The following is a 23,757-nucleotide window of genomic DNA, read 5'->3' on the forward strand; positions in this document are numbered from 1 at the left end:
GAGTCAGGATCGGTTAAGAAGTCTTCATAGAGCTGTTCTATCCAGCTCTGGTTCGAACCAGAGAGGTAAGAAGAGTCCAGCCAGGCTTTCATTGCGCCGTTCTGCATCGTGATCCCTTAAGCATTTATATGCTTATTTCGCCGTAGAAACTACCACGCACAGAAGTTGTACGTGCCGGGGTTCACTTGTTGCGGATGAGTTGTGGTTTCGTCCGCTAAGGAACCTTTAAAAACTGTCTAATAATCTTCTTTGTTCAGGCTGCGACTGTGTTGCGACCCTCACTCACTCCGGTCACATAGTTCACTATGCTCCCGGAGATTCGTTCTGCTCGCGCCTTGTCTCGCGCTGAACATCTCGATTATTACTATTAATATGGCAGTTTTTAGAGGTTTCCTGCTATATCCCCCGGCGGCGCGAACGCTGCCGGGGCTACTGCTTTTGGTAGCCCGGATAAGCGCTAGCGCCATCCGGGGCAGACCGGGTTACTTACGCACTGCGCTGCAGCAGCATCGACTTAATATGGCCGATGGCGCGCGTCGGGTTCAGCCCCTTAGGACACACACTGACGCAGTTCATAATGCTGTGACAGCGGAATACGCTGAAAGCATCGCTCAGCCCTTCGAGGCGCTCGCTGGTTTCGGTATCGCGGCTGTCGATCAGGAAGCGATACGCGGCCAGCAGGCCGGCCGGGCCGATAAACTTGTCCGGGTTCCACCAGAACGACGGGCAAGACGTTGAACAACATGCGCAGAGAATACACTCGTACAAACCATCGAGTTTCTCACGCTGCTCTGGCGATTGCAGATGCTCGCGAGCCGGAGGATTTTGCCCATTATTCAACAAGTAAGGCTTAATCTTCTCATATTGTGCATAGAATTGCCCCATGTCTACCACCAAATCACGGATAACCGGTAATCCTGGCAGCGGACGGATAACAATTTTCTTACCCGGCTGATTCAGCGCGGAGATCGGCGTGATGCACGCCAGACCATTTTTCCCGTTCATGTTCAGACCGTCGGAGCCACAAACCCCTTCACGGCAGGAGCGGCGGAACGACAGCGACGGGTCTTTCTCTTTCAGCTGGATTAACGCGTCCAGCAGCATCATGTCGCGACCCTCTTCCGCTTCCAGGGTGTAATCCTGCATGCGCGGAGCATCGTCTACGTCCGGGTTATAACGATAAACTGAAAACTCGAGTTTCATATTCCTGTCTCCGCATTAATAAGTACGAATCTTCGGCGGGAATGCCGGACGCAGCTTCGGTTCCATATTGACGCTACGACGCGTCATGGATTCCGACTCTGGCAGATACAGGGAATGGCACAGCCAGTTTTCATCATCACGATCCGGGAAGTCGAAGCGGCTATGCGCGCCGCGGCTTTCGGTACGGTAGTTCGCAGACATCGCGGTGGCGTAAGCGGTTTCCATCAGGTTATCCAGCTCCAGGCACTCAACGCGCTGGGTGTTGAACTCGCTGGAAGTATCATCCAGGCGGGCGTTTTTCAGACGCTCGCGGATGGCTTTCAGCTGCTCAAGGCCCTTCGCCATTGCATCCCCTTCGCGGAAGACTGAGAAGTTATGCTGCATACACTCTTGCAGCGCTTTGCGGATTTCGACCGGGTCTTCACCATTCCGGTTGCCGTTCCAGCGGTTCAAACGTTCCAGAGAAGCGTCGATCTCTTCATCCGTCGCGTCGCGCAGTACGCCCTGCTCGGCGATAGACTCTTGCAGGTGCAGACCCACCGCGCGGCCAAAGACCACCAGGTCAAGCAGCGAGTTGCCGCCCAGACGGTTCGCGCCATGTACCGATACGCAGGCGATTTCGCCTACCGCGAACAGTCCCGGAATAACCACATCTTCGCCCTGCTCGTTGACGGTCAGCGCCTGTCCGCTCACTTTGGTCGGAATACCGCCCATCATATAGTGGCAGGTTGGGATAACCGGAATCGGCTCTTTTACCGGGTCGACGTGGGCAAAGGTGCGGGAGAGCTCCAGGATACCCGGCAGGCGGGATTCCAGCACTTCTTTACCGAGGTGATCGAGCTTCAGCTTGGCGTGCGGGCCCCACGGACCATCGCAGCCGCGACCTTCACGGATTTCGATCATGATGGAACGCGCCACCACGTCGCGACCCGCCAGATCTTTCGCATTCGGGGCATAACGTTCCATGAAACGTTCGCCGTGTTTGTTCAGCAGGTAGCCGCCTTCACCGCGGCAGCCTTCTGTCACCAGAACGCCCGCCCCGGCGATACCGGTCGGGTGGAACTGCCACATTTCCATATCCTGCACCGGCACGCCGGCGCGGATCGCCATACCAACGCCGTCGCCGGTATTGATATGGGCATTGGTGGTGGACTGGTAGATACGACCGGCGCCGCCGGTAGCCAGCACGGTGGCGCGAGCCTTGAAGTAAACCACTTCACCGGTTTCGATACACAGGGCGGTACAACCGACCACCGCGCCATCGGCGTTTTTCACCAGATCCAGCGCGTACCACTCGGAGAAAATAGTGGTGTGATTCTTCAGGTTCTGCTGATAGAGGGTGTGCAGCAGGGCGTGACCGGTACGGTCAGCCGCCGCAGCGGTACGTGCCGCCTGCTCGCCGCCGAAGTTTTTCGACTGGCCGCCGAACGGACGCTGATAAATCGTGCCATTTTCGAGACGCGAGAACGGCAGACCCATATGATCCAGCTCCAGAATCGCTTCCGGGCCGGTTTTACACATGTATTCGATGGCGTCCTGATCGCCAATGTAGTCCGACCCCTTAACGGTGTCGTACATATGCCATTCCCAGTTATCTTCATGGGTATTACCGAGCGCGACGGTGATACCACCCTGCGCGGAAACGGTATGAGAACGGGTCGGAAAAACTTTAGAGAGCAGCGCACAGCTCTGGCCGCTCTGGGAAATCTGCAGCGCCGCGCGCATACCTGCGCCGCCGGCACCAATGACAACAGCATCAAATTCTCTGACAGGCAATTTCATTACACACCCCACACCACAACAAATCCATAAAGAACGTAAGCCACCAGCGCAACAACGATCAGCAGTTGCAGAATTAAGCGCACGGCCAGTGGTTTAACGTAGTCCGTTAATACCTGCCACATCCCGATCCAGGCGTGGATCAGAATGGAAACGAGAGCCAGCAGGGTGAAGACTTTAGTGAACGCGGAGGAGAAAAAGCCCGTCCAGACTTCCCATGAAATTTCACCGGTGGTGGCAAAGAAGCCAACCATATAGATGATGTAGAGGGTCAGAACGATAGCGGTAGCACGGACCAGAATAAAGTCATGTACGCCGTTGCGTCCTAGTGCTGAGGCGTTGCTTACCATACGAGGACTCCTGCGAGAAGTGAAAGCACGACAGTAATAACAAAAGAAATTTTGGCGGAGCGTGTCCCTACTTCGAGGGTTTCTTCAAGGTAGCCAAAATCCATCAGCAGGTGGCGAATACCGACCACCGCGTGATACGCCAGCGCGGTCAGGATGCCCCACATGATGAACTTCACAAAGAAGCTATCCATAATGGATGCCGCAGTGAGAAAACCTTCGGGAGAGGAAAGGCTGGTGCCCAGCAGCCAAAGCAGAATCCCGATCGCCACGAAGGTGATCACTCCGGATACGCGATGGAGAATGGACGCTATCGCCGTGATTGGGAACCGGATCGTTTGCAGATCCAGATTGACAGGTCTTTGTTTTTTCACATTTCTTACCATGAATAACGCCCACATGCTGTTCTTATTGTTTCCTTCCTCCGGTCTGCTTGCGGGTCAGACAGCGTCCTTATCTATAACTAAAAGTCATGTTAAAACGCCTTTCCAGGAGTTAAAGCGTGACAAAATAACGCTGGGTGGCTCGGGATTGCAGGGTGTTCCGGAGACCTGGCGGCAGTATAGGCCGTTCACAAAATCATTACAATTAACCTACATATAGTTTGTCGGGTTTTCTCCCGAACAGTGATCCATGTCACGATAACAACATATTTTTAATTTTTAATCATCTGATTTGACAAATATTAAACATTATTGTTACAACCATTACCAGATAAATGCAATAATACGCAAAAGTTATGGGGTCACTCTTTTACCTGAGAATAAGTTATGCAACAGTGAGAGAGTATTGACCGATGTAATCAGGACAGTTATTAGTGGTATATAGTTTTATAATATTCGGGCTGCTAAAACGCTGATTTGCTGTTGTTTCGTCGTAGGCTGAAGACGTACCATCAAGCGCCCTTGCTCTGTACCCTGCCCTTTTCGCGACGCAGAGCGATGTGCAACATAACAAACTGGTAATGTCATCTGCTACGGGCTGAATGCAAATCCACCACCCGGCAGCCTTAAGCAATAAAGGCGCTAAGGAGACCATAAATGTCTGATGCTAAAGCAAAAATCACCCTGGGTGGTGATACTGCTATCGAACTGGATGTGCTAAAGGGCACGCTCGGTCAGGATGTTATTGATATTCGTAGTCTTGGTTCAAAAGGCGTGTTTACTTTTGACCCTGGTTTTACCTCCACCGCATCCTGCGAATCTAAAATCACCTTTATCGACGGTGATGAAGGTATCCTGCTGCACCGCGGTTTCCCGATCGATCAGTTAGCAACCGACTCCAACTATCTGGAAGTATGCTACATCCTGCTGAACGGTGAGAAGCCGACCCAGGCCCAGTACGACGAATTCAAAACCATCGTTACCCGCCACACCATGATTCACGAACAGATTACCCGTCTGTTCCACGCGTTTCGCCGCGATTCTCACCCGATGGCCGTCATGTGCGGTATCACCGGTGCGCTGGCCGCGTTCTATCACGATTCGCTGGATGTGAATAACCCACGCCACCGCGATATTGCCGCATTCCGCCTGCTCTCCAAAATGCCGACGATGGCGGCAATGTGTTACAAGTACTCTATCGGCCAGCCTTTCGTTTATCCGCGCAACGACCTCTCCTACGCGGGTAACTTCCTGAATATGATGTTCTCCACGCCGTGTGAAAAATATGAAGTGAATCCGATTCTGGAACGCGCCATGGACCGTATCCTGATCCTGCACGCCGACCACGAACAGAACGCTTCAACGTCCACCGTACGTACCGCCGGCTCTTCCGGCGCGAACCCGTTTGCCTGCATCGCTGCGGGTATTGCCTCCCTGTGGGGACCGGCACACGGCGGCGCCAACGAAGCGGCGCTGAAGATGCTCGAAGAGATCAGCTCCGTTGAACACATTCCGGAATTCGTCCGTCGCGCGAAAGACAAAAACGACTCTTTCCGCCTGATGGGCTTTGGCCACCGCGTGTACAAAAACTACGACCCGCGCGCCACCGTTATGCGTGAGACCTGCCACGAAGTGCTGAAAGAGCTCGGTACCAAAGACGATCTGCTGGAAGTGGCCATGGAGCTTGAGCACATCGCGCTCAACGACCCGTACTTCATCGAGAAGAAACTCTACCCGAACGTCGATTTCTACTCCGGTATCATCCTCAAAGCGATGGGCATTCCGTCTTCTATGTTTACCGTTATCTTCGCGATGGCGCGTACCGTGGGCTGGATTGCGCACTGGAACGAAATGCACAGCGACGGCATGAAAATCGCCCGTCCGCGCCAGCTGTATACCGGCTACGAAAAGCGCGATTTCAAAAACGATATCGCCCGTTAAGAGGGCTATCGCAGCGACAAAAAACGCGCCTGAAGGCGCGTTTTTTTATTGCTGACATCCCGGGCACCAGTAAAACGGCCGCGACGATAGCATCGTTCTCTCGATTATTCCGCCGCAGCGCTCGCAGGCCTCCCCTTCGCGATGAAAAACCTTAAAGCGAAACAGCGCGCCGTGGTGCTTATTCTCGTCCACCAGACCGCGGGTGTTGTAGGACAATCGCGGGATCTCCAGCAGCGCATGCGCCAGCGCATCGAGCTGTTTTTCATCCAGTTCAGAGGCTTTATGCCGCCCGGTCAGCCCCACCTGCCAGAGGATCTCCACGCGCAGATAGTTGCCTAATCCGGCAAGAAACGCCTGATCCAGCAGCAGACCGGAGAACTGGCGGTTGCGGAATTTCGCCGACAGCAGCCGCGCTTTGACCTGTTCAACGCTAAGGCGCATATCGAGCACATCCGGCCCGACCCGCAGCAAAAACGGATGGCGGGCGAGCTGCTCGGGCGTCAGCATCTCAATATCAGAGGCGCTGTAGAGCAAAATCGCCCTGCGCGCGGTCTGCAGCCGAACGCGCAGAACGCGCGTCGTTTCAGGCTGCGCCCCCGCGTCCACCACTCGCCAGACGCCGTACAGCTGATTGTGGCTATACAGCGTTAGCCCGCCGGAGAAGTGGGTCAGCAGCGCCTTACCGCGAGTTTCAATGTGCGTCACTCGCTGGCCGACCAGCTGAGGTTGGTAATGTTGTAACTGCGGGAAGGCGAACCACGCCCCGGTCAGGGGTTCGCCTTTAATCGCCGCTTCCAGGCTATCCGCCGCGCGGCGAATTTCCGGACCTTCCGGCATAATCTTGTCCTTGTGTTAATGCGTTGCCCCACCGCCGACTTTCACATCGCCATCCTGCTGCAGGGCAACGGCGATGGCCGTTTCCAGCGCGGCCTGAACCGTCTCTACCGCCATACTGGCTTCGCCGGGATGAGCCGCGGCCTGCTCCGGCAAATACGGAATATGGATAAACCCGCCCTTCGCGCCGCTGCGATGACGCAGGCTGTGCAGCAGGCCGTACATCACGTGATTACAGACAAACGTCCCCGCCGTCTGCGACACCGACGCCGGGATCCCCCGGCTGCGCAGGGCGGTTACGATCGCTTTGATCGGCAGCGTGCTGAAGTACGCCGCCGGCCCGCCGGCAGCGATCGGTACGTCGATCGGCTGCAGGCCTTTATTGTCCGGGATCCGCGCATCATCGACGTTGATCGCCACCCGTTCAACGGTGATGTCGACGCGACCGCCCGCCTGACCAATCGCCAGGGTCAGGACGGGATCCAGCTCATCCAACGCGGCGTTAAGCGCCGTCAGGGCGTCGCCAAAGACGCACGGCAGCTGCCGCGCCGCCACCGGCTGTCCGCCGATAATAGCGCCGTCCAGCCGCTTTACCACTTCCCACGAAGGGTTAACCGCTTCGCCGCCGAACGGCTCAAAACCGGTAATTAACACGCCAGCCATGATCCCTCCTTACAGGAACATCAGGAAATAGAGCAAAAATACGTTCACGATAAGCAGCATAACGCCGGTCGGCACCTGGGCTTTGATGACCGCGTTTTTATCCGGCAGCTCCAGCAGCGCGGCAGGCACGATATTGAAGTTCGCCGCCATGGGCGTCATCAGGGTACCGCAGTAGCCGGAGAACATGCCAATGGCCGCCATCACCGCCGGGTTCCCCCCGTGCTGCAGCACCAGAATCGGGATCCCGACCCCCGCCGTCACGATAGGAAACGCGGCGAAAGCGTTGCCCATCACCATCGTCAGCAGCGCCATTCCCAGGGTATAGACGGCAACAGCGATAAACCGGCTGTCTACCGCCAGGTAGTGCTGCGTCAGCCAGGAGATGCTGTTGCCAACGCCGGCGGCGGTAAACAGCAGCCCGAGCACCGCGAGGATCTGCGGCAAAATAAACGCCCAGCCCACCGAGTCCAGCAGGCGGCGGGCTTCCTGTAACGGCTGCGCGGCCGTTTCATGGGTCATGCGGATAGCCATCACCAGACCGAGCAGCGTGCCCGCGGTCATCGAAAACAGCGTGATCAGCGTGGCGTGATTGCCCGGGCCAAAGATAGCGACCTGCAGCGAGGGGAGATTATTAAACAGCAGCACGCCGATCACCGTCACCACCGGGATCGCCAGCGCCGGGAAAAACAGCCGATTGCCAAGACGCGCGGCGCTGGCGGTACGTTCTTCCTGCGAGCGCTGATGATAGCGACCGAGGCGCACGCCGCCAAAACCGGCGATCAGCGCCAGCACCACCACCACCACGCCAACGCCGATATTAACGGCCCGCTTGTCGCCGACCAGCTCATAGGTCCAGTCGCCAAACAGAAACACCAGGCCATACAGCCCCCAGAACAGGCCGGTTGTCAGCCTGCGCGGGTTGGCCTTATCGCGCCATGACATCACCGCCACCGCCAGCAGAACCGCGCCCGCCAGCCAGTACAGCCAGGTTTGCTGAAAATTCATGCGGCACCGCCTTTCGCCTGCCCGGCGTTAACCTTGTCCAGCTCGCGCTGGAGATGGCGGTCGAGGCGCCACAGGCGGGCAGAGTGGATCAGGAAGGCGCAGACCGCCGTTGGGATCCCCCATAGGGCGATATGCAGCGGCTCGGTCTGAATGCCGCCCGACTCCAGCATAAAGTTATGCATAAAGATAATCGCCCCGAAGGCGACGAAAATATCTTCCCCGAAGAACAGGCCCACGTTGTCGGTCGCCGCCGACATCGCGCGCAGACGATAGCGCACCTCGCCAGGCAAGGCGCCGAAGTTTTTCTCCGCCGCCCCTTCCGCCATCGGCGCCAGCAGCGGGCGCACCATCTGCGGATGACCACCCAGGCTGGTGAGGCCCATCGCCGCGGTCACTTCACGCACGAAAAGATAGACGATAAGCAGACGACCGGCGGTGGCGCTGCGGATCTTCGCGATCCACGTCTGCGCGCGCTCTTTCAGACCGTGCCGCTCCAGCAGGCCAATCACCGCCAGCGGCAGCAGCAGAATAAACGGCAGGTTGCGGGTATTAAGAAATCCTTCTCCCAGCTTTTCCAGAATGGTCGCGATCGGCATATGCGCCGCCAGACCCGTGATGATCCCGGACACAATAACCACCAGTACCGGGTTAAAACGCAGAACAAATCCGACCACGATCGCCGCAATGCCGATCAGTGGCCAGAGAGATAATGACTCTCCCATAGTTACATCCTGTATGTTGTTGTGAATTGTTGTTTAATGTTAATTACTTGATACTATTATTTTTATTCTTCTACTTCCGCACTGACCTGTATATTGCGCCCGGCAAACGCCGCGCGCAAGCGGCGCGCAAAATCCAGCGCGTGCTCGCCGTCGCCGTGCAGGCAGACGGTTTCCGCCACCACGTGCGCCCATTCGCCGGTGATGCTGCGCACCCGGCTGTGCTGCACCATTTCCAGGGTTTGCGCCAGCGACTGCTCTTCGCTCTCGATCAGCGCGCCGGGCTGGGTGCGCGGCACCAGGCTGCCGTCCGCCAGATAGCCGCGGTCGGCGAAGACCTCCTGGCGGGTGGTCAGCTGATAACGCTGCCCGGCGCGAATCAGCTCGCTGCCCGCCAGGCCTACCAGCACCAGACCCGCGTCAACGTCATATACCGCTTTGGCGATAGCGTCAGCAAGCTGCGGATCTTTTGCCGCCTGGTTATAGAGCATGCCGTGCGGCTTGACGTGCTGCAGCTCGCCGCCCTGCGCGCGCACCAGCGCCGCCAGCGCGCCGACCTGATACAGCGTTTGCGCATAAACCGTTTCCGGCGGCAGCTGCATCGCCGTACGGCCAAAATTTTCCCGGTCAGGAAAGCTGGGGTGCGCGCCCACCGCGACGCCATATTTCAGCGCTTCGCGGACGCACTGCAGCATCATCACCGCATCGCCCGCATGGAAACCGCAGGCGATATTGGCGGAAGAGACCAGCTGCAGCAGCGCGCTATCGTTGGCGCAGCCTTCGCCCAGGTCGGCGTTTAAATCAATCTTCATCGTTCAGTCTCCATGCCAGCTGTTCAAAATAACGTTGTCTGTCGGCGCGCGCCTTCAGCGCCTCCTCCAGGGAGCAGGGAACAAAGTGGATCGGCTGTCCCAGCGGGATCTGCGCCAGCTGGTACATATCGGCCTCGATAATGGTCGCAATCCGCGGATAGCCGCCGGTGGTCTGCGCGTCGTTCATCAGTACGATGGGCTGGCCATTATGCGGAACCTGTACCACGCCGGGCAGCAGGCCGTGCGAAAGCATCTCGCGGTCGGTCGTCCGCTTCAGCGGTTGCCCCTGCAGACGATAGCCCATACGATTGCTCTGCGGGCTAAGCTGCCACGGCGAGCGCCAGAACGTGTCCTGCGACACGCTATCAAACTCCTGGTACTCGGGCCCGGGCAGCGCGCGGATGCGGTTGCCGATGGGGAGCTGCTTCACGCCGCGCGGCCCGCGGAACTGCTTATCAGATTTCCCCAGCTTCAGCCGGTCTCCGTCCTGCAAACGTCGACCTTCCAGACCGCCAATCCCCACTTTCAGATCGGTGCTGCGCGAACCCAGCACCTTCGGCACCGCAATCCCCCCCGCCACCGCCAGGTAGCTGCGCACGCCGTGCTGCGGGTTCTTGAGCACCAGATGCTGCCCGGCCTTGACCGCCGTTCGCCAGCCCACCCATACCGGCTCGCCATCGAGCTTCGCCTCGCAGGCGGCGCCGGTCAGCGCAAACCAGCCGCTGCGTTCAAACTGAATATCCACCTGGCCCAGCGTTATCTCCAGCGCCGCGGCGTTAGCGCCGTTACCCACCAGCAGATTAGCGGTGACCAGCGCCGGCTTATCCATAGCGCCACAGCGGCTGATGCCCAGCTGACGCAGCCCTTCACGCCCGCCGTCCTGCACCGAGGTATACATTCCGGCGCGGATAATTTTTAACATACGCCCTCCTTTTGCGGCACGAAACGCACTCTGTCGCCGGAACGCAGCAGCACCGGCTCCTTGCGCTTCGGATCAAACAGCGCCAGCGGCGTACGCCCCAGCAGCTGCCACCCTCCGGGCGTCGCCAGCGGATAGATCCCGGTTTGCGCCCCGCCAATACCGACGGACCCGGCGGGAACCAGCAGGCGCGGCTCCGCCCGTCGCGGCATCGCCAGCTGCTCCGGCAGGCCGCCGAAGTACGGGAACCCCGGCTGGAAGCCGAGGAACCACACCACGTACTCCACCGACGAATGCAGCTCAACCACCTGCTTTTCGCTCAGGCCGCTGTGGCGGGCAATTTCTCCCAGATCCGGTCCGTATTCGCCGCCATAAACTACCGGGACCGAGACCTCCCGCGATTCCGGTTCGAGCGTATCGCACTCCTCCCACCAGAGCTGCAGGCGCTCAATCGCGTCCCACGCCGTCTGCTGCGGGTTGCGCAATATCACGGTAATGTTGTTCATGCCCGGGATGGCTTCCACCACCTCGGTATGGCCTACCAGCCGCTGGGCTAACCGCCAGATCCGCTTCTGGCTTTCCAGCGTCACCGGAGGCTCAAGCTCCAGTACGACTGCCGTTTCACCTAATAAATAACAACGCGCTCGCTGCACTTTTGCCTCCGTTCATCAGGCCGGGTTCGGGATATCAATAAACGTGACGTCCAGTTCGGTATTTTCCGTCAGCCATTCGCTTAACGCGCGAATGCCGCCGCGCTCGGTGGCATGGTGCCCGGCGGCGTAGAAATGCAGCCCCTGCTCGCGCGCCGAGTGTATGGTTTGCTCTGAAACTTCACCGGTAATAAACGCATCGACGCCAAAGCGGGCCGCGCTGTCGATAAAGCTTTGCCCACCGCCGGTGCACCAGGCCACGCGGGCGACTTTATCCGGCCCGGTGTCGCCGCACCACAGCGGTTTGCGACCCAGCCGCGCTTCAATCCATGAAGCCAGCTCCAGGCCCGATACCGCCATCGACAGTTCGCCCCACGGTACCAGCGGTTCAATTTCCCCCATCACATTAATGCCGAGCAGCGACGCCAGCTGAGCGTTATTGCCCAGTTCCGGGTGAGCGTCTAGCGGCAGGTGCCAGCCATAGAGGTTAATGTCGTTAGCCAGCAGCGTTTTGAGGCGATTGCGCTTCATGCCGCGAATGACCGGCGATTCGCCTTTCCAGAAGTAACCGTGATGGACGATCACCGCATCGGCCTCCAGGCGGACGGCTTCATCCAGCAGCGCCTGGCTGGCGGTCACGCCGGTGACGACTTTTTGTATCGTTTCGCGCCCTTCCACCTGGAGCCCGTTGGGGGCGTAATCACTGATGGCCGCGCTATTGAGTTTTTCATTAATCAGTTGTTCCAGTTCACTATTTTTCATTGCCGTTCCACCAGGTTTTCGTTCTGTACAGAGGAATAACATAACGGTATCCGTCCGGTCAGTCGATAGTTCTGCCGCTTCGCCGTCCATTTTGACTTTTCGCGAAATCCCGCAATTTGTCTACTCCCTCGTTCGCGCATTCGTGTATATTTATGCACTATTACAGCATATTAAATAACCAGAAAGCCCATAAGGCCATGAATATCGCTAGTTAATGGCTATTCATGCAGAAAGATCGACTTTCTTTTTTACGGCAGGACAAGGCATTACATGAACACACAATCCTCACAGCCGCGGGCGATTTATTACGTCGTCGCGCTGCAAATCTGGGAATATTTCAGTTTTTACGGCATGCGCGCGCTGCTGATTCTTTATCTCACCAACCAGCTCAAGTATGACGATAATCATGCTTATGCGCTGTTCAGCGCCTACTGTTCTTTAGTCTACGTCACGCCGATTCTCGGCGGCTTCCTGGCCGATAAGCTGCTGGGCAACCGCATGGCGGTGATGCTCGGCGCGCTGCTGATGGCCATCGGCCATCTGGTGCTCGGTGCCAGCGAAATCTCCCCCACCTTCCTCTATCTGTCGCTGGCGATTATTGTCTGCGGCTACGGGCTGTTTAAATCCAACGTCAGCTGCCTGCTCGGCGAGCTGTATGAACCCACCGACCCGCGCCGCGACGGCGGTTTTTCGCTGATGTACGCGGCGGGCAACGTCGGGTCTATCGTTGCGCCAATCGCCTGCGGCTACGTGCAGGAAGAGTACAGCTGGGCGATGGGCTTCGCGCTGGCGGCCGTCGGCATGATCGCCGGGCTGGTGATTTTCCTCAGCGGCAATCACCATTTCCGCCACACCCGGGGCGTGAATCGCGAAGCGCTGCGGGCGCGGAGTTTCGTCTTACCAAACTGGGGCTGGCTGCTGGTGCTGCTGATCGCCGCGCCGCTGCTGATCACCGTGCTGTTCTGGCAGGAGTGGTCGGTTTACGCGCTGATTGTGGCGACGGTTATCGGCCTGGCGGTACTGACGCGGATCTACCTGCGGGCGGAGACCGCCAGGCAGCGTAAAGAGCTGCGTCTGATTATGGTGCTCACCTGCTTCAGCCTGCTGTTCTGGGCCTTTGCGCAGCAGGGCGGCAGCTCCATCAGCCTCTATATCGACCGTTTTGTTAATCGTCATTTTATGGGCTATGAGATACCGACCGCGATGTTCCAGTCGGTGAACGCCTTTGCGGTGATGCTCTGTGGGGTGGTGCTGGCGTGGCTGGTGAAGGAGAATATTAACGGCAACCGTACCGTGCGCATCTGGGGCAAATTCGCGCTGGGCCTCGGCCTGATGAGCGCCGGTTTCTGTATCCTGACCCTCAGCGCACGCTGGTCGGCGGCTTACGGACAATCTTCAATGCCGCTGATGGTGCTGGGCCTGGCGGTGATGGGCTTCGCCGAGCTGTTTATCGACCCGGTGGCGATGTCGCAGATTACCCGTATTGAGATCCCCGGCGTGACCGGGGTGCTGACCGGTATTTATATGCTGCTCTCCGGCGCTATCGCTAACTATCTGGCAGGCGTGATTGCCGATCAAACCTCGCAGGGGTCGTTCGACGCCGCCGGGGCCGTCAACTATTCAATTAATGCCTACATTGAGGTGTTCAGCCAGATAACCTGGGGCGCGCTGGCCTGCGTCGGCCTGGTGCTGGCTATCTGGCTGTATCACGCCGTTAAGATCCGGACTCGTCGCCTGGCGATGGAGTCTTAAGCTCTCTGGCGGCTTCCCAGGCCGCCAGCGTCGCCAGCCGCGCCTGCTTGTGGTCAACAATCGGGCGCGGATAATCCAGCGTTACGCCCTGTTTCTCCGCCCACAGCCACGGTTGATGCACCGCTTTTTCAGGTACCCCGGCCAGCTCCGGCAGCCATTGACGAATAAACTGCCCCGCTTTGTCGAAGCGCTCTCCCTGGGTCGTCGGGTTAAAAATACGAAAATAGGGCGCGGCATCGGTACCCGTTGAAGCCGCCCACTGCCAGCCGCCGTTATTCGCCGCCAGATCGCCATCAATAAGCTGTTCGATAAAGTAGCGCTCGCCCAGCCGCCAGTCGATGCGCAGGTCTTTCACCAGGAAACTGGCGACAATCATCCGCAGGCGGTTATGCATCCAGCCGGTCGCATTAAGCTGACGCATCGCGGCGTCGACAATCGGGAAGCCGGTTTGCCCGCGCTGCCAGGCCTGAAGCGCGGATTTATCGTCCAGCCACGCCACGTTATCGGTCCAGTCGATAAAAGGCCGCCCCTTACACAAGTTTGGGTAGTAAACCATCAGGTGACGATAAAACTCGCGCCAGATAAGCTCGTTGAGCCATACCAATCCGGCTTCGCCATCCAGCGCCCGCGGCTGCTCAACCCGCAAACGGTGCAGGCACTGGCGCGGTGAGAGCGCGCCCACCGCCAGGCACGGCGACAGTCGGCTGGTCCCCTCGATGGCGGGAAGATCGCGCTGCTGCTCATAGTCGGCGGCCTTTTGCTGGCAGAAGCCGCGAAGCCGGGCGATGGCACTTTTTTCATCCGCGGCGAACAGCTCGCTATCAAATGGCGTCTGCGGATAATCTATTTTCACTTCAGACGCCGCAGCGATGGGCCCGCCCGCGCGGACTTTCGGCGCGGCGACGCACTCCGGCAGCGCTTCCTGCAAACGGCGAATAAAGGCATTTTTAAACGGCGTAAAGACCTTATACATTTCACGACTGCCGGTCAGCACGCTGCCCGGCGGCAGCAGAACGCTGTCATCAAAGCCCTGACAGGTCACCTCCGCTAAGGTTTTCTCCACCGCCGCATCGCGCTGGCGTTCATTGATTTCGTACTGGTAGTTGTAAAACAGATGGGTCACCTGCCGCTGCCGGCAAATTCTGGCGAGCAGCGCCACGCTGGCGGTGAAATCTGCGGCATGTTCAATCTGCAGCGGGATCCCCTTTTCGGCCAGCGCCGCTTGCAGGCTGTGAAGGTGGCTGATCATAAACGCCGCCTGGCGCGGCGCCATACCGTGCTGGCGCCATTGCCCTGGCGTGGCGATAAATAATCCCAGCACCTCGGCATGGGGATCGCGGCAGGCGGCGGCGAGCGCCAGGTTATCGTGGATGCGCAAATCCGCGCGAAACCAGACCAGATGGGTGGCCATAGCATTCCTTTCATCATGAAAATTGATAAGTTCGACTTATATTTAACCCTCCCGCCGGCTTAACCTTCGGGGAGTGAATAAGTGTAAGCCACTCATGGCAAAAAAAAACCGCCGGGTAAACCGGCGGCATGATGATAAGGCAATCTGTTGGCACGCTGTGCCGGGTAAGACAGGGTAAATAAGCCAGGATATCAAGCCATTAGCCCGTTTCCGCAGCGCGCGCCCGCTGAGGCATAAACCGTTATTAATAAAAATCTGCGGAGACTTTTTCGGCCTGCGCCAGCCATACCGGCTGTTCGCTGGTTTTCGCCCACACGCGGTGCAGCCAGCTATAAAAACGGGCGCGATCTTTCCAGAACAGCATTACCGGCAGCGCCAGCACGCCAGCAGCCACGGCGAAAGCGCGACGCGCAAAGATGATATGAGCAGGATAAGTTTTGTACAACGCCATAATTTCTCTCCCCTTTGTCAGGCCGGCAAGCAAAGCCGGTAAAGTTAATCTGTTTCTCTGCTTAAAATAGTACCGCTTTGGCTGTAATTTTACTACTCATCCGACCACTAAAAAGCACGTATTTAGCCTTTATTTACATTCACCCGGTAACTTAGTTACAAAAAAGTTAAATTAATACTAACCATTAGTTAAATTGTGGTCTTGGCGATTTTTATATTTTTTTTACACCCCCGCCGCAGATTTTTGCGAAATCTTTGCGCCCGACTGCCTATTCTCCTCGTAAATCAAAAAGACACCCGGAGGTGGATTGTGAGTGCAGGCGTAATCGCTGGCGTAGCGCTGGTGTTCCTGTTGCTGGTTTATCTGGTTTATGCCCTGATACACGCGGAGGCATTCTGATGGCCGCTCAAGGATTTTTACTCATCGCGAGCTTTATTCTGCTGCTGATGATCCTGGCTCGTCCGCTGGGCACGGCGCTGGCGACGATGATCAATGATTCCCCGCTACCGGGCCTGGCCGGCATCGAACGCGGTTTATGGCGGGCGGCGGGCATTCGTTCTCAGGAGATGAACTGGTATCAATATTTATTCGCTATTCTGCTGTTTAATGCGCTGGGTCTGCTGGTCCTGTTCACGCTGCTGATGTTCCAGGGCTCGCTGCCGCTCAATCCGCAGCACCTGCCCGGCCTGTCGTGGGACCTGGCGCTGAATACGGCGGTGAGCTTTGTCAGCAACACCAACTGGCAGGCCTATGCCGGTGAAACCACCATGAGTAGCCTTAGCCAGATGGCCGGGCTGGCGGTGCAAAACTTCCTCTCCGCCGCCACCGGCATCGCGGTGATCTTTGCCCTTACCCGCGCCTATGCCCGGCAGAAAGTCAGCACCCTTGGCAACGCCTGGGTCGATCTGACCCGCATCACCCTCTGGCTGCTGCTGCCCATTTCGCTGCTCATCGCGCTGTTCTTTATTCAGCAGGGCGTGCCGCAGAGTTTTTCCCCGAATCAGGGCTTTACCTCGCTTGAAGGGGTACGCCAGATGCTGCCGATGGGGCCGGTGGCTTCACAGGAAGCGATCAAAATGCTGGGTACTAACGGCGGCGGCTTCTTTAACGCCAACTCAGCGCATCCGTTTGAAAACCCGACCGCGCTGACCAACCTGGTGCAGATGCTGGCGATCTTTCTCATCCCGGCGGCGCTGTGCTTCGCTTTCGGCGAGGTGGTGGGCGATCGCCGTCAGGGACGGGCCATTCTATGGGCGATGACGCTCATCTTCATCGTCTGCGTGGCGGTAGTGATGTGGGCGGAAACCCGCGGTAACCCGCATCTGCTGAGCCTTGGCGCCGACAGCAGTATCAATATGGAAGGCAAAGAGAGCCGGTTCGGTATTCTCGCCAGCAGCCTGTTTGCCGTGGTCACCACCGCCGCGTCCTGCGGGGCGGTCAACGCCATGCACGACTCCTTTACCGCGCTGGGCGGAATGGTTCCCATGTGGCTGATGCAGATAGGCGAAGTGGTCTTCGGCGGCGTCGGCTCGGGTCTGTACGGCATGCTGCTGTTCGTGATGCTGGCGGTATTTATCGCCGGGCTGATGATTGGCCGCACCCCGGAGTACCTCGGGAAGAAAATTGACGTCCGCGAAATGAAAATGATTGCGCTGGCGATCCTCGTGACCCCGACGCTGGTGCTCCTCGGCACGGCGCTGGCGATGATGACCGAAGCCGGTCGCGCGGGCATGTTCAACCCCGGGCCGCACGGCTTCAGCGAAGTGCTGTACGCCGTCACCTCGGCGGCCAACAACAACGGCAGCGCCTTTGGCGGCCTCAGCGCGGCGACGCCGTTCTGGAACCTGCTGCTGGCGTTCTGCATGCTGGTTGGCCGCTTCGCAGTCATTATCCCGGTGATGGCGATTGCCGGTTCGCTGGTAACGAAGAAAATTCAGCCCGCCGGCAGCGGCACGCTCGCCACCCATGACGCGCTGTTTATCGGCCTGCTGATCGGCACCGTGCTGTTGGTTGGCGCCCTGACCTTTATTCCCGCGCTGGCGCTCGGCCCGCTGGCGGAACACTTTTCCTTACTTTAAGCGATTGCGGAGCAACCTGTTATGAGTCGCAAATCATTAGCCCTGCTGGAGCCGACGCTGGTGCGTCAGGCCCTGCTGGACGCCGTGAAAAAACTGAGCCCTGCCGTACAGTGGCGTAACCCGGTGATGTTTATCGTCTGGATTGGCAGTCTGCTCACCACCCTGCTGGCTCTTGCCATGGCAAGCGGGCAGATCGCCGGCAGCGCCGGATTTACCGCCGCCGTTAGTCTCTGGCTGTGGTTCACTGTCCTGTTCGCCAACTTCGCCGAAGCGATGGCGGAAGGCCGCAGTAAAGCGCAGGCTAACAGCCTCAAAGGGGTCAAAAAGACCGCCTTTGCCCGTAAGCTGCGCGCGCCGCAGCACGATGCGCAAATTGACCACGTCCCCGCCGAAGAGCTGCGTAAAGGCGACGTGGTGCTGGTCGAGGCGGGGGATATTATTCCCTGCGATGGCGAAGTTATCGAAGGCGGCGCGTCGGTGGATGAGAGCGCCATTACGGGTGAATCCGCGCCGGTTATCCGCGAGTCCGGCGGCGACTTCGCCTCGGTGACCGGCGGGACGCGTATTCTCTCCGACTGGCTGGTGATCCGCTGCAGCGTCAACCCCGGCGAAACCTTCCTTGACCGGATGATCGCCATGGTTGAAGGCGCCCAGCGCCGCAAGACGCCGAACGAAATCGCGCTGACTATCCTGCTTATCGCCCTGACCCTGGTATTCCTGCTGGCCACCGCCACCATCTGGCCCTTCTCCGCCTGGAGCGGTAACGCGGTCAGCGTCACGGTGCTGGTGGCGCTGCTGGTGTGCCTGATCCCCACCACTATCGGCGGCCTGCTGTCGGCCATCGGCGTCGCCGGGATGAGCCGCATGCTCGGCGCGAACGTGATCGCCACCAGCGGCCGCGCGGTTGAAGCGGCGGGCGACGTCGACGTCCTGCTGCTGGACAAAACCGGCACCATTACCCTTGGCAACCGCCAGGCTTCGGCATTCCTGCCTGCGCAGGGCGTGGAAGAGAAAACCCTTGCCGATGCCGCCCAGCTGTCGTCGCTGGCCGACGAAACGCCGGAAGGCCGCAGCATCGTGGTGCTGGCAAAACAGCGCTTTAATCTGCGCGAGCGCGATCTGCAATCGCTGCATGCCACCTTCGTGCCGTTTACCGCCCAGACCCGGATGAGCGGCATCAACATCGACCAGCGGATGATCCGCAAAGGTTCCGTGGATGCCATTCGCCGCCACGTTGAGGCCAACGGCGGCCACTTCCCGGCCGACGTCGATAAACAGGTTGAAGACGTGGCGCGTCTTGGCGCCACGCCGCTTGTGGTCGCCGAAGGCGAACGCGTGTTGGGGATTATCTCGCTGAAAGATATCGTCAAAGGCGGCATCAAAGAGCGTTTTGCCCAGCTGCGTAAAATGGGGATTAAGACGGTGATGATCACCGGCGATAACCGCCTGACCGCCGCCGCTATCGCCGCGGAAGCGGGCGTGGACGACTTTCTCGCCGAAGCGACGCCGGAGGCCAAGCTGGCGTTGATCCGCCAGTATCAAGCGGAAGGACGGCTGGTGGCGATGACCGGCGACGGCACCAACGACGCCCCGGCGCTGGCGCAGGCCGACGTGGCGGTCGCGATGAACTCCGGTACCCAGGCGGCGAAAGAGGCGGGCAATATGGTGGATCTCGACTCTAACCCCACCAAACTGATCGAGGTCGTACATATCGGTAAACAGATGCTGATGACCCGCGGTTCGTTAACCACTTTCAGTATCGCCAACGACGTGGCGAAGTACTTTGCCATCATTCCGGCCGCCTTTGCCGCCGTCTATCCGCCGCTGGCGATGCTTAACGTGATGCATCTGCACTCGCCTTCTTCGGCGATCCTGAGCGCGGTGATTTTTAATGCGCTGATTATCATCTTCCTGATCCCGCTAGCGCTGAAGGGCGTGAGCTATAAGCCGCTGACGGCCTCGGCGATGCTGCGCCGCAACCTGTGGGTCTACGGCCTGGGCGGACTGCTGGTGCCCTTTATCGGTATCAAAGCGATCGACCTGTTATTGACCCTGACCGGGCTGCTGTGAGGAAAAAACCATGTCATTCATTCGTCCTGCTGTTGTGCTGTTTATTCTGTTAACGCTGCTCACCGGCGGCGTCTATCCGCTGTTAACCACCGCGCTGGGACAGTGGTGGTTCCCGCAGCAGGCCAACGGCTCGCTGGTGCGGATTGACGGCGAAGTGCGCGGTTCCCGCCTTATCGGGCAGAACTTTACCGCGCCGGGCTATTTCCAGGGCCGCCCTTCCGCGACGGCGGAGATGCCGGATAACCCGCTGGCGTCCGGCGGCAGCAACCTCGCCGCCAGCAATCCGGCGCTGGACAAAGCCATCAGCGAACGGGTGCAGGCCCTGCGCGCCGCCAATCCGGACGCCAGCGCAACGGCTCCGGTGGAGCTGGTGACCGCCTCGGCGAGCGGACTGGATTACAGTCTGACGCCTGCCGCCGCTCTGTGGCAGGCGCCGCGCGTCGCCAAAGCGCGCCAGCTTAGCGTGGAGCAGGTCACGCAGCTTGTGAACGAGGCAACGCAAAAACCGTTGCTCAGTTTTCTCGGCCAACCTGTGGTAAATATACTGCAGCTGAATATGTCGCTGGATGCCCTGAAGGATAAGTAAAAATGAGTGACGAGCCGCTGCGTCCGGACCCTGACCGCCTGCTGCAACACGCCGCCGCCCCGCATCGCGGTAGGCTAAAGATATTTTTTGGCGCCTGCGCCGGGGTCGGTAAAACCTGGGCGATGCTGGCGGAAGCGCAGCGGCTGCGCGCCCAGGGGCTGGATATTCTGATTGGCGTGGCGGAAACCCACGGACGCAAAGAGACGGCGGCAATGCTTGAGGGGCTCAGTACCCTGCCCCAGCGCCGCCTTTCCCTCCGCGGGCGCTACGTAAAGGAGTTTGACCTTGACGGCGCGCTGGCCCGTCGCCCGGCGCTGATTCTGGTCGATGAGCTGGCGCACAGCAACGCGCCCGGCTCGCGTCATCCTAAACGCTGGCAGGACGTCGAAGAGCTGCTGGAAGCCGGCATTGACGTATTTACCACCGTTAACGTCCAGCACCTCGAGAGCCTGAACGATGTCGTCAGCGGCATCACCGGCGTGCAGGTTCGCGAAACCGTCCCGGATCCGTTTTTCGACGCCGCCGACGATGTGGTACTGGTGGACCTGCCCCCCGACGATCTGCGTCAGCGGCTCAATGAGGGAAAAGTCTATATCGGCGGCCAGGCCGAGCGGGCCATCGAGAACTTCTTTCGCAAGGGCAACCTCATCGCCCTGCGCGAGCTGGCGCTGCGCCGTACCGCCGATCGGGTCGATGAGCAGATGCGCGCCTGGCGCGACCGTCAGGGCCAGGAAAAAGTCTGGCATACCCGCGACGCCATTTTGCTGTGCATCGGCCATAACACCGGCAGCGAAAAGCTGGTCCGCGCCGCCGCCCGGCTGGCGGCCCGGCTGGGGAGCGTCTGGCATGCGGTGTATGTTGAAACCCCCTCTCTGCACCGCCTGCCGGAGGCGAAACGGCGGGCGATTCTCGCCGCGCTCAGGCTGGCGCAGGAGCTGGGCGCGGAAACCGCCACCCTCGCCGATCCTTCGGAAGAGAAGGCCGTCCTCCACTACGCCCGCGAACATAATCTCGGCAAGATAGTGATTGGCCGCCAGCAGAAAAGGCGCTGGTGGGATCGCAGCGGCTTCGCCGATCGCCTGGCCCGTCACGCGCCGGATCTCGACCTGGTGGTGATCGCGCTGGATGAAAAGGCCGCCTCCCTGCCGGCGCGCGCCAGCGATAGCCGGACGGCGATGGAAAAATGGCGTTTACAGCTCCAGGGGTGCGTCGTCGCCATCGCCCTGTGCGCGGTTATTACCGTCGTCGCCATGCAGTGGCTGATGGCCTTTGAGGCCGCCAACCTGGTGATGCTGTACCTGCTCGGCGTGGTGATTATCGCCCTTCTGTACGGCCGCTGGCCGTCGGTACTGGCGACGGTGATTAACGTGGTCAGCTTCGACCTGTTTTTTGTCGCGCCGCGCGGCACGCTGGCGGTTTCTGACGTGCAGTATCTGCTGACCTTTGGCGTGATGTTGACCGTCGGGCTGCTTATCGGCAACCTCACCGCCGGCGTACGCTACCAGGCGCGGGTGGCGCGCTATCGTGAACAGCGCACCCGGCATCTGTACGAAATGTCAAAAGCGCTGGCGGTGGGCCGCAGTCGTGAAGATATCGCCGCCACCAGCGAGCGGTTTATCGCCTCAACGTTTCAGGCGCGCAGCCAGCTGCTGCTGCCCGATGAAACATTAAGACTCACGCCGCTGACAAAGCCCGCGGCGGCAATCACCTGGGATGACGCGATTGCCCGCTGGAGCTTTGATAAAGGACAACCCGCCGGTGCGGGCACCGATACGCTTCCCGGAGTGCCCTACCAGATCCTGCCGCTGAAAAGCGCCGCCCGCACCTGGGGACTGCTGGTCGTGGAGCCGGCCAACCTGCGCCAGCTGATGATCCCCGAACAGCAGCGCCTGCTGGAAACCTTCACCCTGCTGGTCGCCAGCGCTCTGGAACGGCTGGCGCTCACCGCCAGCGAAGAGCAGGCCCGGCTGAACAGCGAACGGGAAAGCCTGCGCAACTCGCTGCTGGCGGCGCTGTCCCACGATCTACGGACTCCGCTTACGGTGCTATTTGGCCAGGCGGAGATCCTGACGCTCGATCTCGCCAGCGAAGGATCGAAGCACGCCCCGCAGGCCAACGAGATACGCCAGCACGTGCTCAATACCACCCGCCTGGTGAATAATCTGCTGGATATGGCGCGGATCCAGTCCGGCGGCTTTAATTTGCATAAAGAGTGGCTAACCCTGGAAGAGGTCGTCGGCAGCGCGCTGCGTATGCTGGAGCCGGGGCTCGGCGGGCGGCATATTCAGCTTGCGCTGCCGGACCCGCTACTGCTGGTTCACGTCGACGGTCCGCTTTTTGAGCGGGTACTGATTAATCTTCTGGAAAATGCGGTGAAATACGCGGGAGCACAGGCGCAAATCGGCATTACCGCGGACGTCGATCCGCACACTTTAGTGCTTGAGGTATGGGATAACGGACCGGGTATCCCCACCGGGCAAGAACAGGCTATCTTTGATAAATTCGCTCGCGGCAATAAAGAGTCGGCGATCCCCGGCGTCGGGCTGGGGCTGGCCATTTGCCAGGCGATCGTTGAGGTGCACGGCGGGACCATTAGCGCCGCGACGCGCCCGCAGGGCGGCGCCTGCTTCCGTGTTACACTGCCGAGGGAAACGCCCCCTGAACTGGAAGAGTTAGCCGAGGAAATGTGATTAACGTTCTGATCGTTGAAGACGAAAATGCTATCCGCCGCTTTCTGCGCACCGCGCTGGAAGCCGACGGCATGCGCGTATTTGAAGCGGAGACCCTGCAGCGCGGGCTGATCGAAGCCGCGACCCGCAAGCCGGATTTAACCATTCTCGATCTTGGACTACCCGATGGTGACGGCAACGCGTTTATTCGCGAGGTTCGCCAGTGGAGCCAGATGCCGATTATCGTGCTATCGGCGCGCACCGAGGAGCAGGACAAAATCGCCGCGCTTGACGCTGGTGCCGATGACTATCTCAGTAAACCCTTTGGTATTGGCGAGCTGCAGGCGCGGCTGAGGGTGGCGATGCGCCGCCATGCCGGCGCCCAGGCCGACGAACCGCAGGTGCGTTTTGCCGATATTGATGTTGATATCCCCGCCCGCCGCATCGTACGCGGCGAGCAGGAGATCCACCTGACGCCGATTGAATTTCGCCTGCTGGCGGTACTGCTCAATAATCCCGGCAAGGTGCTGACCCAGCGACAGCTGCTCAATCAGGTCTGGGGGCCGAATGCGGTGGAGCACAGCCACTATCTGCGCATTTATATGGGGCACCTGCGGCAAAAGCTGGAGGCCGATCCGGCGCGTCCGCAGCATTTGCTGACCGAAACGGGGATCGGCTATCGGTTTATGCCCTAGCCGTTGTCCCCGGCTCGCGCTTCGCTTA

At 59.3% G+C, this 23,757-nt stretch carries 23 protein-coding genes; 8 read left to right on the forward strand and 15 right to left on the reverse strand.

The features are described 5' to 3' along the window. The 5 genes from FQK12_RS27960 to sdhC form a co-directional block, all read right to left on the reverse strand. The coding region (locus tag FQK12_RS27960; RefSeq protein ID WP_146295651.1) for a 2-oxoglutarate dehydrogenase E1 subunit family protein at positions 1–107 on the reverse strand (107 nt) is incomplete at its 3' end. A gap of 379 nt (positions 108–486) precedes the next feature. Next, entirely contained in the window at positions 487–1,203 is a 717-nt protein-coding gene (gene sdhB, locus FQK12_RS02380) for a succinate dehydrogenase iron-sulfur subunit SdhB (protein WP_004130526.1), read from the reverse strand. 15 nt (positions 1,204–1,218) lie between these two features. Then, positions 1,219–2,985, reverse strand: a complete 1,767-nt coding sequence (sdhA, locus tag FQK12_RS02385) for a succinate dehydrogenase flavoprotein subunit (protein WP_014228442.1) — start codon at positions 2,983–2,985, stop codon at positions 1,219–1,221. Beyond that, positions 2,985–3,332, reverse strand: coding sequence for a succinate dehydrogenase membrane anchor subunit (gene sdhD, locus FQK12_RS02390; RefSeq protein ID WP_004100278.1), 348 nt, complete (start codon positions 3,330–3,332; stop codon positions 2,985–2,987). The genes sdhA and sdhD overlap by 1 nt, the downstream gene beginning before the upstream one ends. Then, on the reverse strand, positions 3,326–3,730 hold the full coding sequence (gene sdhC / locus FQK12_RS02395; protein ID WP_014837839.1) for a succinate dehydrogenase cytochrome b556 subunit: 405 nt from the start codon (positions 3,728–3,730) through the stop codon (positions 3,326–3,328). Before sdhC ends, sdhD begins: the two co-directional genes overlap by 7 nt. Positions 3,731–4,369: 639 nt before the next feature. Here sdhC and gltA point away from each other — a divergent pair. Continuing rightward, positions 4,370–5,653, forward strand: coding sequence for a citrate synthase (gltA, locus tag FQK12_RS02400; RefSeq protein WP_004100276.1), 1,284 nt, complete (start codon positions 4,370–4,372; stop codon positions 5,651–5,653). A gap of 45 nt (positions 5,654–5,698) precedes the next feature. On the opposite strand, the gene nei is transcribed toward gltA, so the two are convergent. The 8 genes from nei to FQK12_RS02440 all read right to left on the reverse strand — a co-directional run bounded on the left by nei (position 5,699) and on the right by FQK12_RS02440 (position 12,017). Beyond that, positions 5,699–6,490: an endonuclease VIII gene (gene nei, locus FQK12_RS02405; RefSeq protein WP_014228440.1), complete on the reverse strand. Its 792-nt coding sequence runs from the start codon at positions 6,488–6,490 to the stop codon at positions 5,699–5,701. Positions 6,491–6,505: 15 nt separating this feature from the next. After that, positions 6,506–7,150 (reverse strand): pyroglutamyl-peptidase I, encoded by a 645-nt coding sequence (gene pcp / locus FQK12_RS02410; protein WP_014228439.1) that lies wholly within the window; start codon positions 7,148–7,150, stop codon positions 6,506–6,508. A gap of 9 nt (positions 7,151–7,159) precedes the next feature. Next, on the reverse strand, positions 7,160–8,155 hold the full coding sequence (locus FQK12_RS02415) for a DUF979 domain-containing protein (RefSeq protein WP_014228438.1): 996 nt from the start codon (positions 8,153–8,155) through the stop codon (positions 7,160–7,162). Beyond that, entirely contained in the window at positions 8,152–8,877 is a 726-nt protein-coding gene (locus tag FQK12_RS02420) for a DUF969 domain-containing protein (RefSeq protein ID WP_014228437.1), read from the reverse strand. The genes FQK12_RS02415 and FQK12_RS02420 overlap by 4 nt, the downstream gene beginning before the upstream one ends. A 62-nt stretch (positions 8,878–8,939) precedes the next feature. Beyond that, the gene (gene pxpA / locus FQK12_RS02425) at positions 8,940–9,686 is read right to left on the reverse strand and encodes a 5-oxoprolinase subunit PxpA (RefSeq protein ID WP_004848906.1); all 747 of its coding nucleotides are present in this window, start codon (positions 9,684–9,686) and stop codon (positions 8,940–8,942) included. Further along, positions 9,676–10,608, reverse strand: coding sequence for a 5-oxoprolinase subunit PxpC (pxpC, locus tag FQK12_RS02430; protein ID WP_009651642.1), 933 nt, complete (start codon positions 10,606–10,608; stop codon positions 9,676–9,678). Before pxpC ends, pxpA begins: the two co-directional genes overlap by 11 nt. Then, a complete protein-coding gene (pxpB, locus tag FQK12_RS02435; protein ID WP_004848901.1) occupies positions 10,602–11,258 on the reverse strand; it encodes a 5-oxoprolinase subunit PxpB in 657 nt (218 codons plus the stop codon). Before pxpB ends, pxpC begins: the two co-directional genes overlap by 7 nt. Positions 11,259–11,273: 15 nt before the next feature. Continuing rightward, positions 11,274–12,017 (reverse strand): type 2 GTP cyclohydrolase I, encoded by a 744-nt coding sequence (locus FQK12_RS02440; RefSeq protein WP_014228436.1) that lies wholly within the window; start codon positions 12,015–12,017, stop codon positions 11,274–11,276. A 270-nt stretch (positions 12,018–12,287) separates the two neighbouring features. Here FQK12_RS02440 and dtpD point away from each other — a divergent pair, with 270 nt between their 5' ends. Continuing rightward, positions 12,288–13,769 (forward strand): dipeptide permease DtpD, encoded by a 1,482-nt coding sequence (dtpD, locus tag FQK12_RS02445; RefSeq protein ID WP_014228435.1) that lies wholly within the window; start codon positions 12,288–12,290, stop codon positions 13,767–13,769. Here the strand turns inward: dtpD and phrB are convergent. Together phrB and FQK12_RS02455 are read right to left on the reverse strand one after the other, a co-directional pair. Beyond that, positions 13,732–15,180, reverse strand: a complete 1,449-nt coding sequence (gene phrB / locus FQK12_RS02450) for a deoxyribodipyrimidine photo-lyase (RefSeq protein WP_014228434.1) — start codon at positions 15,178–15,180, stop codon at positions 13,732–13,734. The two genes, dtpD and phrB, sit on opposite strands and share 38 nt — an antisense overlap. Positions 15,181–15,424: 244 nt before the next feature. Further along, positions 15,425–15,631 (reverse strand): DUF2517 family protein, encoded by a 207-nt coding sequence (locus tag FQK12_RS02455; protein ID WP_004848892.1) that lies wholly within the window; start codon positions 15,629–15,631, stop codon positions 15,425–15,427. 309 nt (positions 15,632–15,940) lie between these two features. Here FQK12_RS02455 and kdpF point away from each other — a divergent pair, with 309 nt between their 5' ends. From kdpF to kdpE, 6 genes are read left to right on the forward strand one after another with little or no spacing between them, the layout of a single operon-like run. Beyond that, positions 15,941–16,030: a K(+)-transporting ATPase subunit F gene (gene kdpF, locus FQK12_RS02460; RefSeq protein WP_009651669.1), complete on the forward strand. Its 90-nt coding sequence runs from the start codon at positions 15,941–15,943 to the stop codon at positions 16,028–16,030. Next, complete coding sequence (gene kdpA / locus FQK12_RS02465; RefSeq protein WP_014228433.1) at positions 16,030–17,709, forward strand: potassium-transporting ATPase subunit KdpA; 1,680 nt, start codon at positions 16,030–16,032, stop codon at positions 17,707–17,709. The genes kdpF and kdpA overlap by 1 nt, the downstream gene beginning before the upstream one ends. 21 nt (positions 17,710–17,730) lie before the next feature. Continuing rightward, positions 17,731–19,779, forward strand: coding sequence for a potassium-transporting ATPase subunit KdpB (kdpB, locus tag FQK12_RS02470; protein ID WP_004848888.1), 2,049 nt, complete (start codon positions 17,731–17,733; stop codon positions 19,777–19,779). Positions 19,780–19,789: 10 nt separating this feature from the next. Beyond that, a complete protein-coding gene (gene kdpC, locus FQK12_RS02475) occupies positions 19,790–20,365 on the forward strand; it encodes a potassium-transporting ATPase subunit KdpC (protein WP_014228432.1) in 576 nt (191 codons plus the stop codon). A 2-nt stretch (positions 20,366–20,367) separates the two neighbouring features. Next, a complete protein-coding gene (gene kdpD / locus FQK12_RS02480) occupies positions 20,368–23,055 on the forward strand; it encodes a two-component system sensor histidine kinase KdpD (protein WP_014228431.1) in 2,688 nt (895 codons plus the stop codon). After that, on the forward strand, positions 23,052–23,729 hold the full coding sequence (gene kdpE / locus FQK12_RS02485) for a two-component system response regulator KdpE (protein WP_014228430.1): 678 nt from the start codon (positions 23,052–23,054) through the stop codon (positions 23,727–23,729). Before kdpD ends, kdpE begins: the two co-directional genes overlap by 4 nt. Positions 23,730–23,757 lie beyond the last annotated feature (28 nt).

It is taken from the genome of Klebsiella sp. ME-303 (genome assembly GCF_007910085.1).
In the GTDB taxonomy this organism is placed as follows: domain Bacteria; phylum Pseudomonadota; class Gammaproteobacteria; order Enterobacterales; family Enterobacteriaceae; genus Klebsiella; species Klebsiella michiganensis.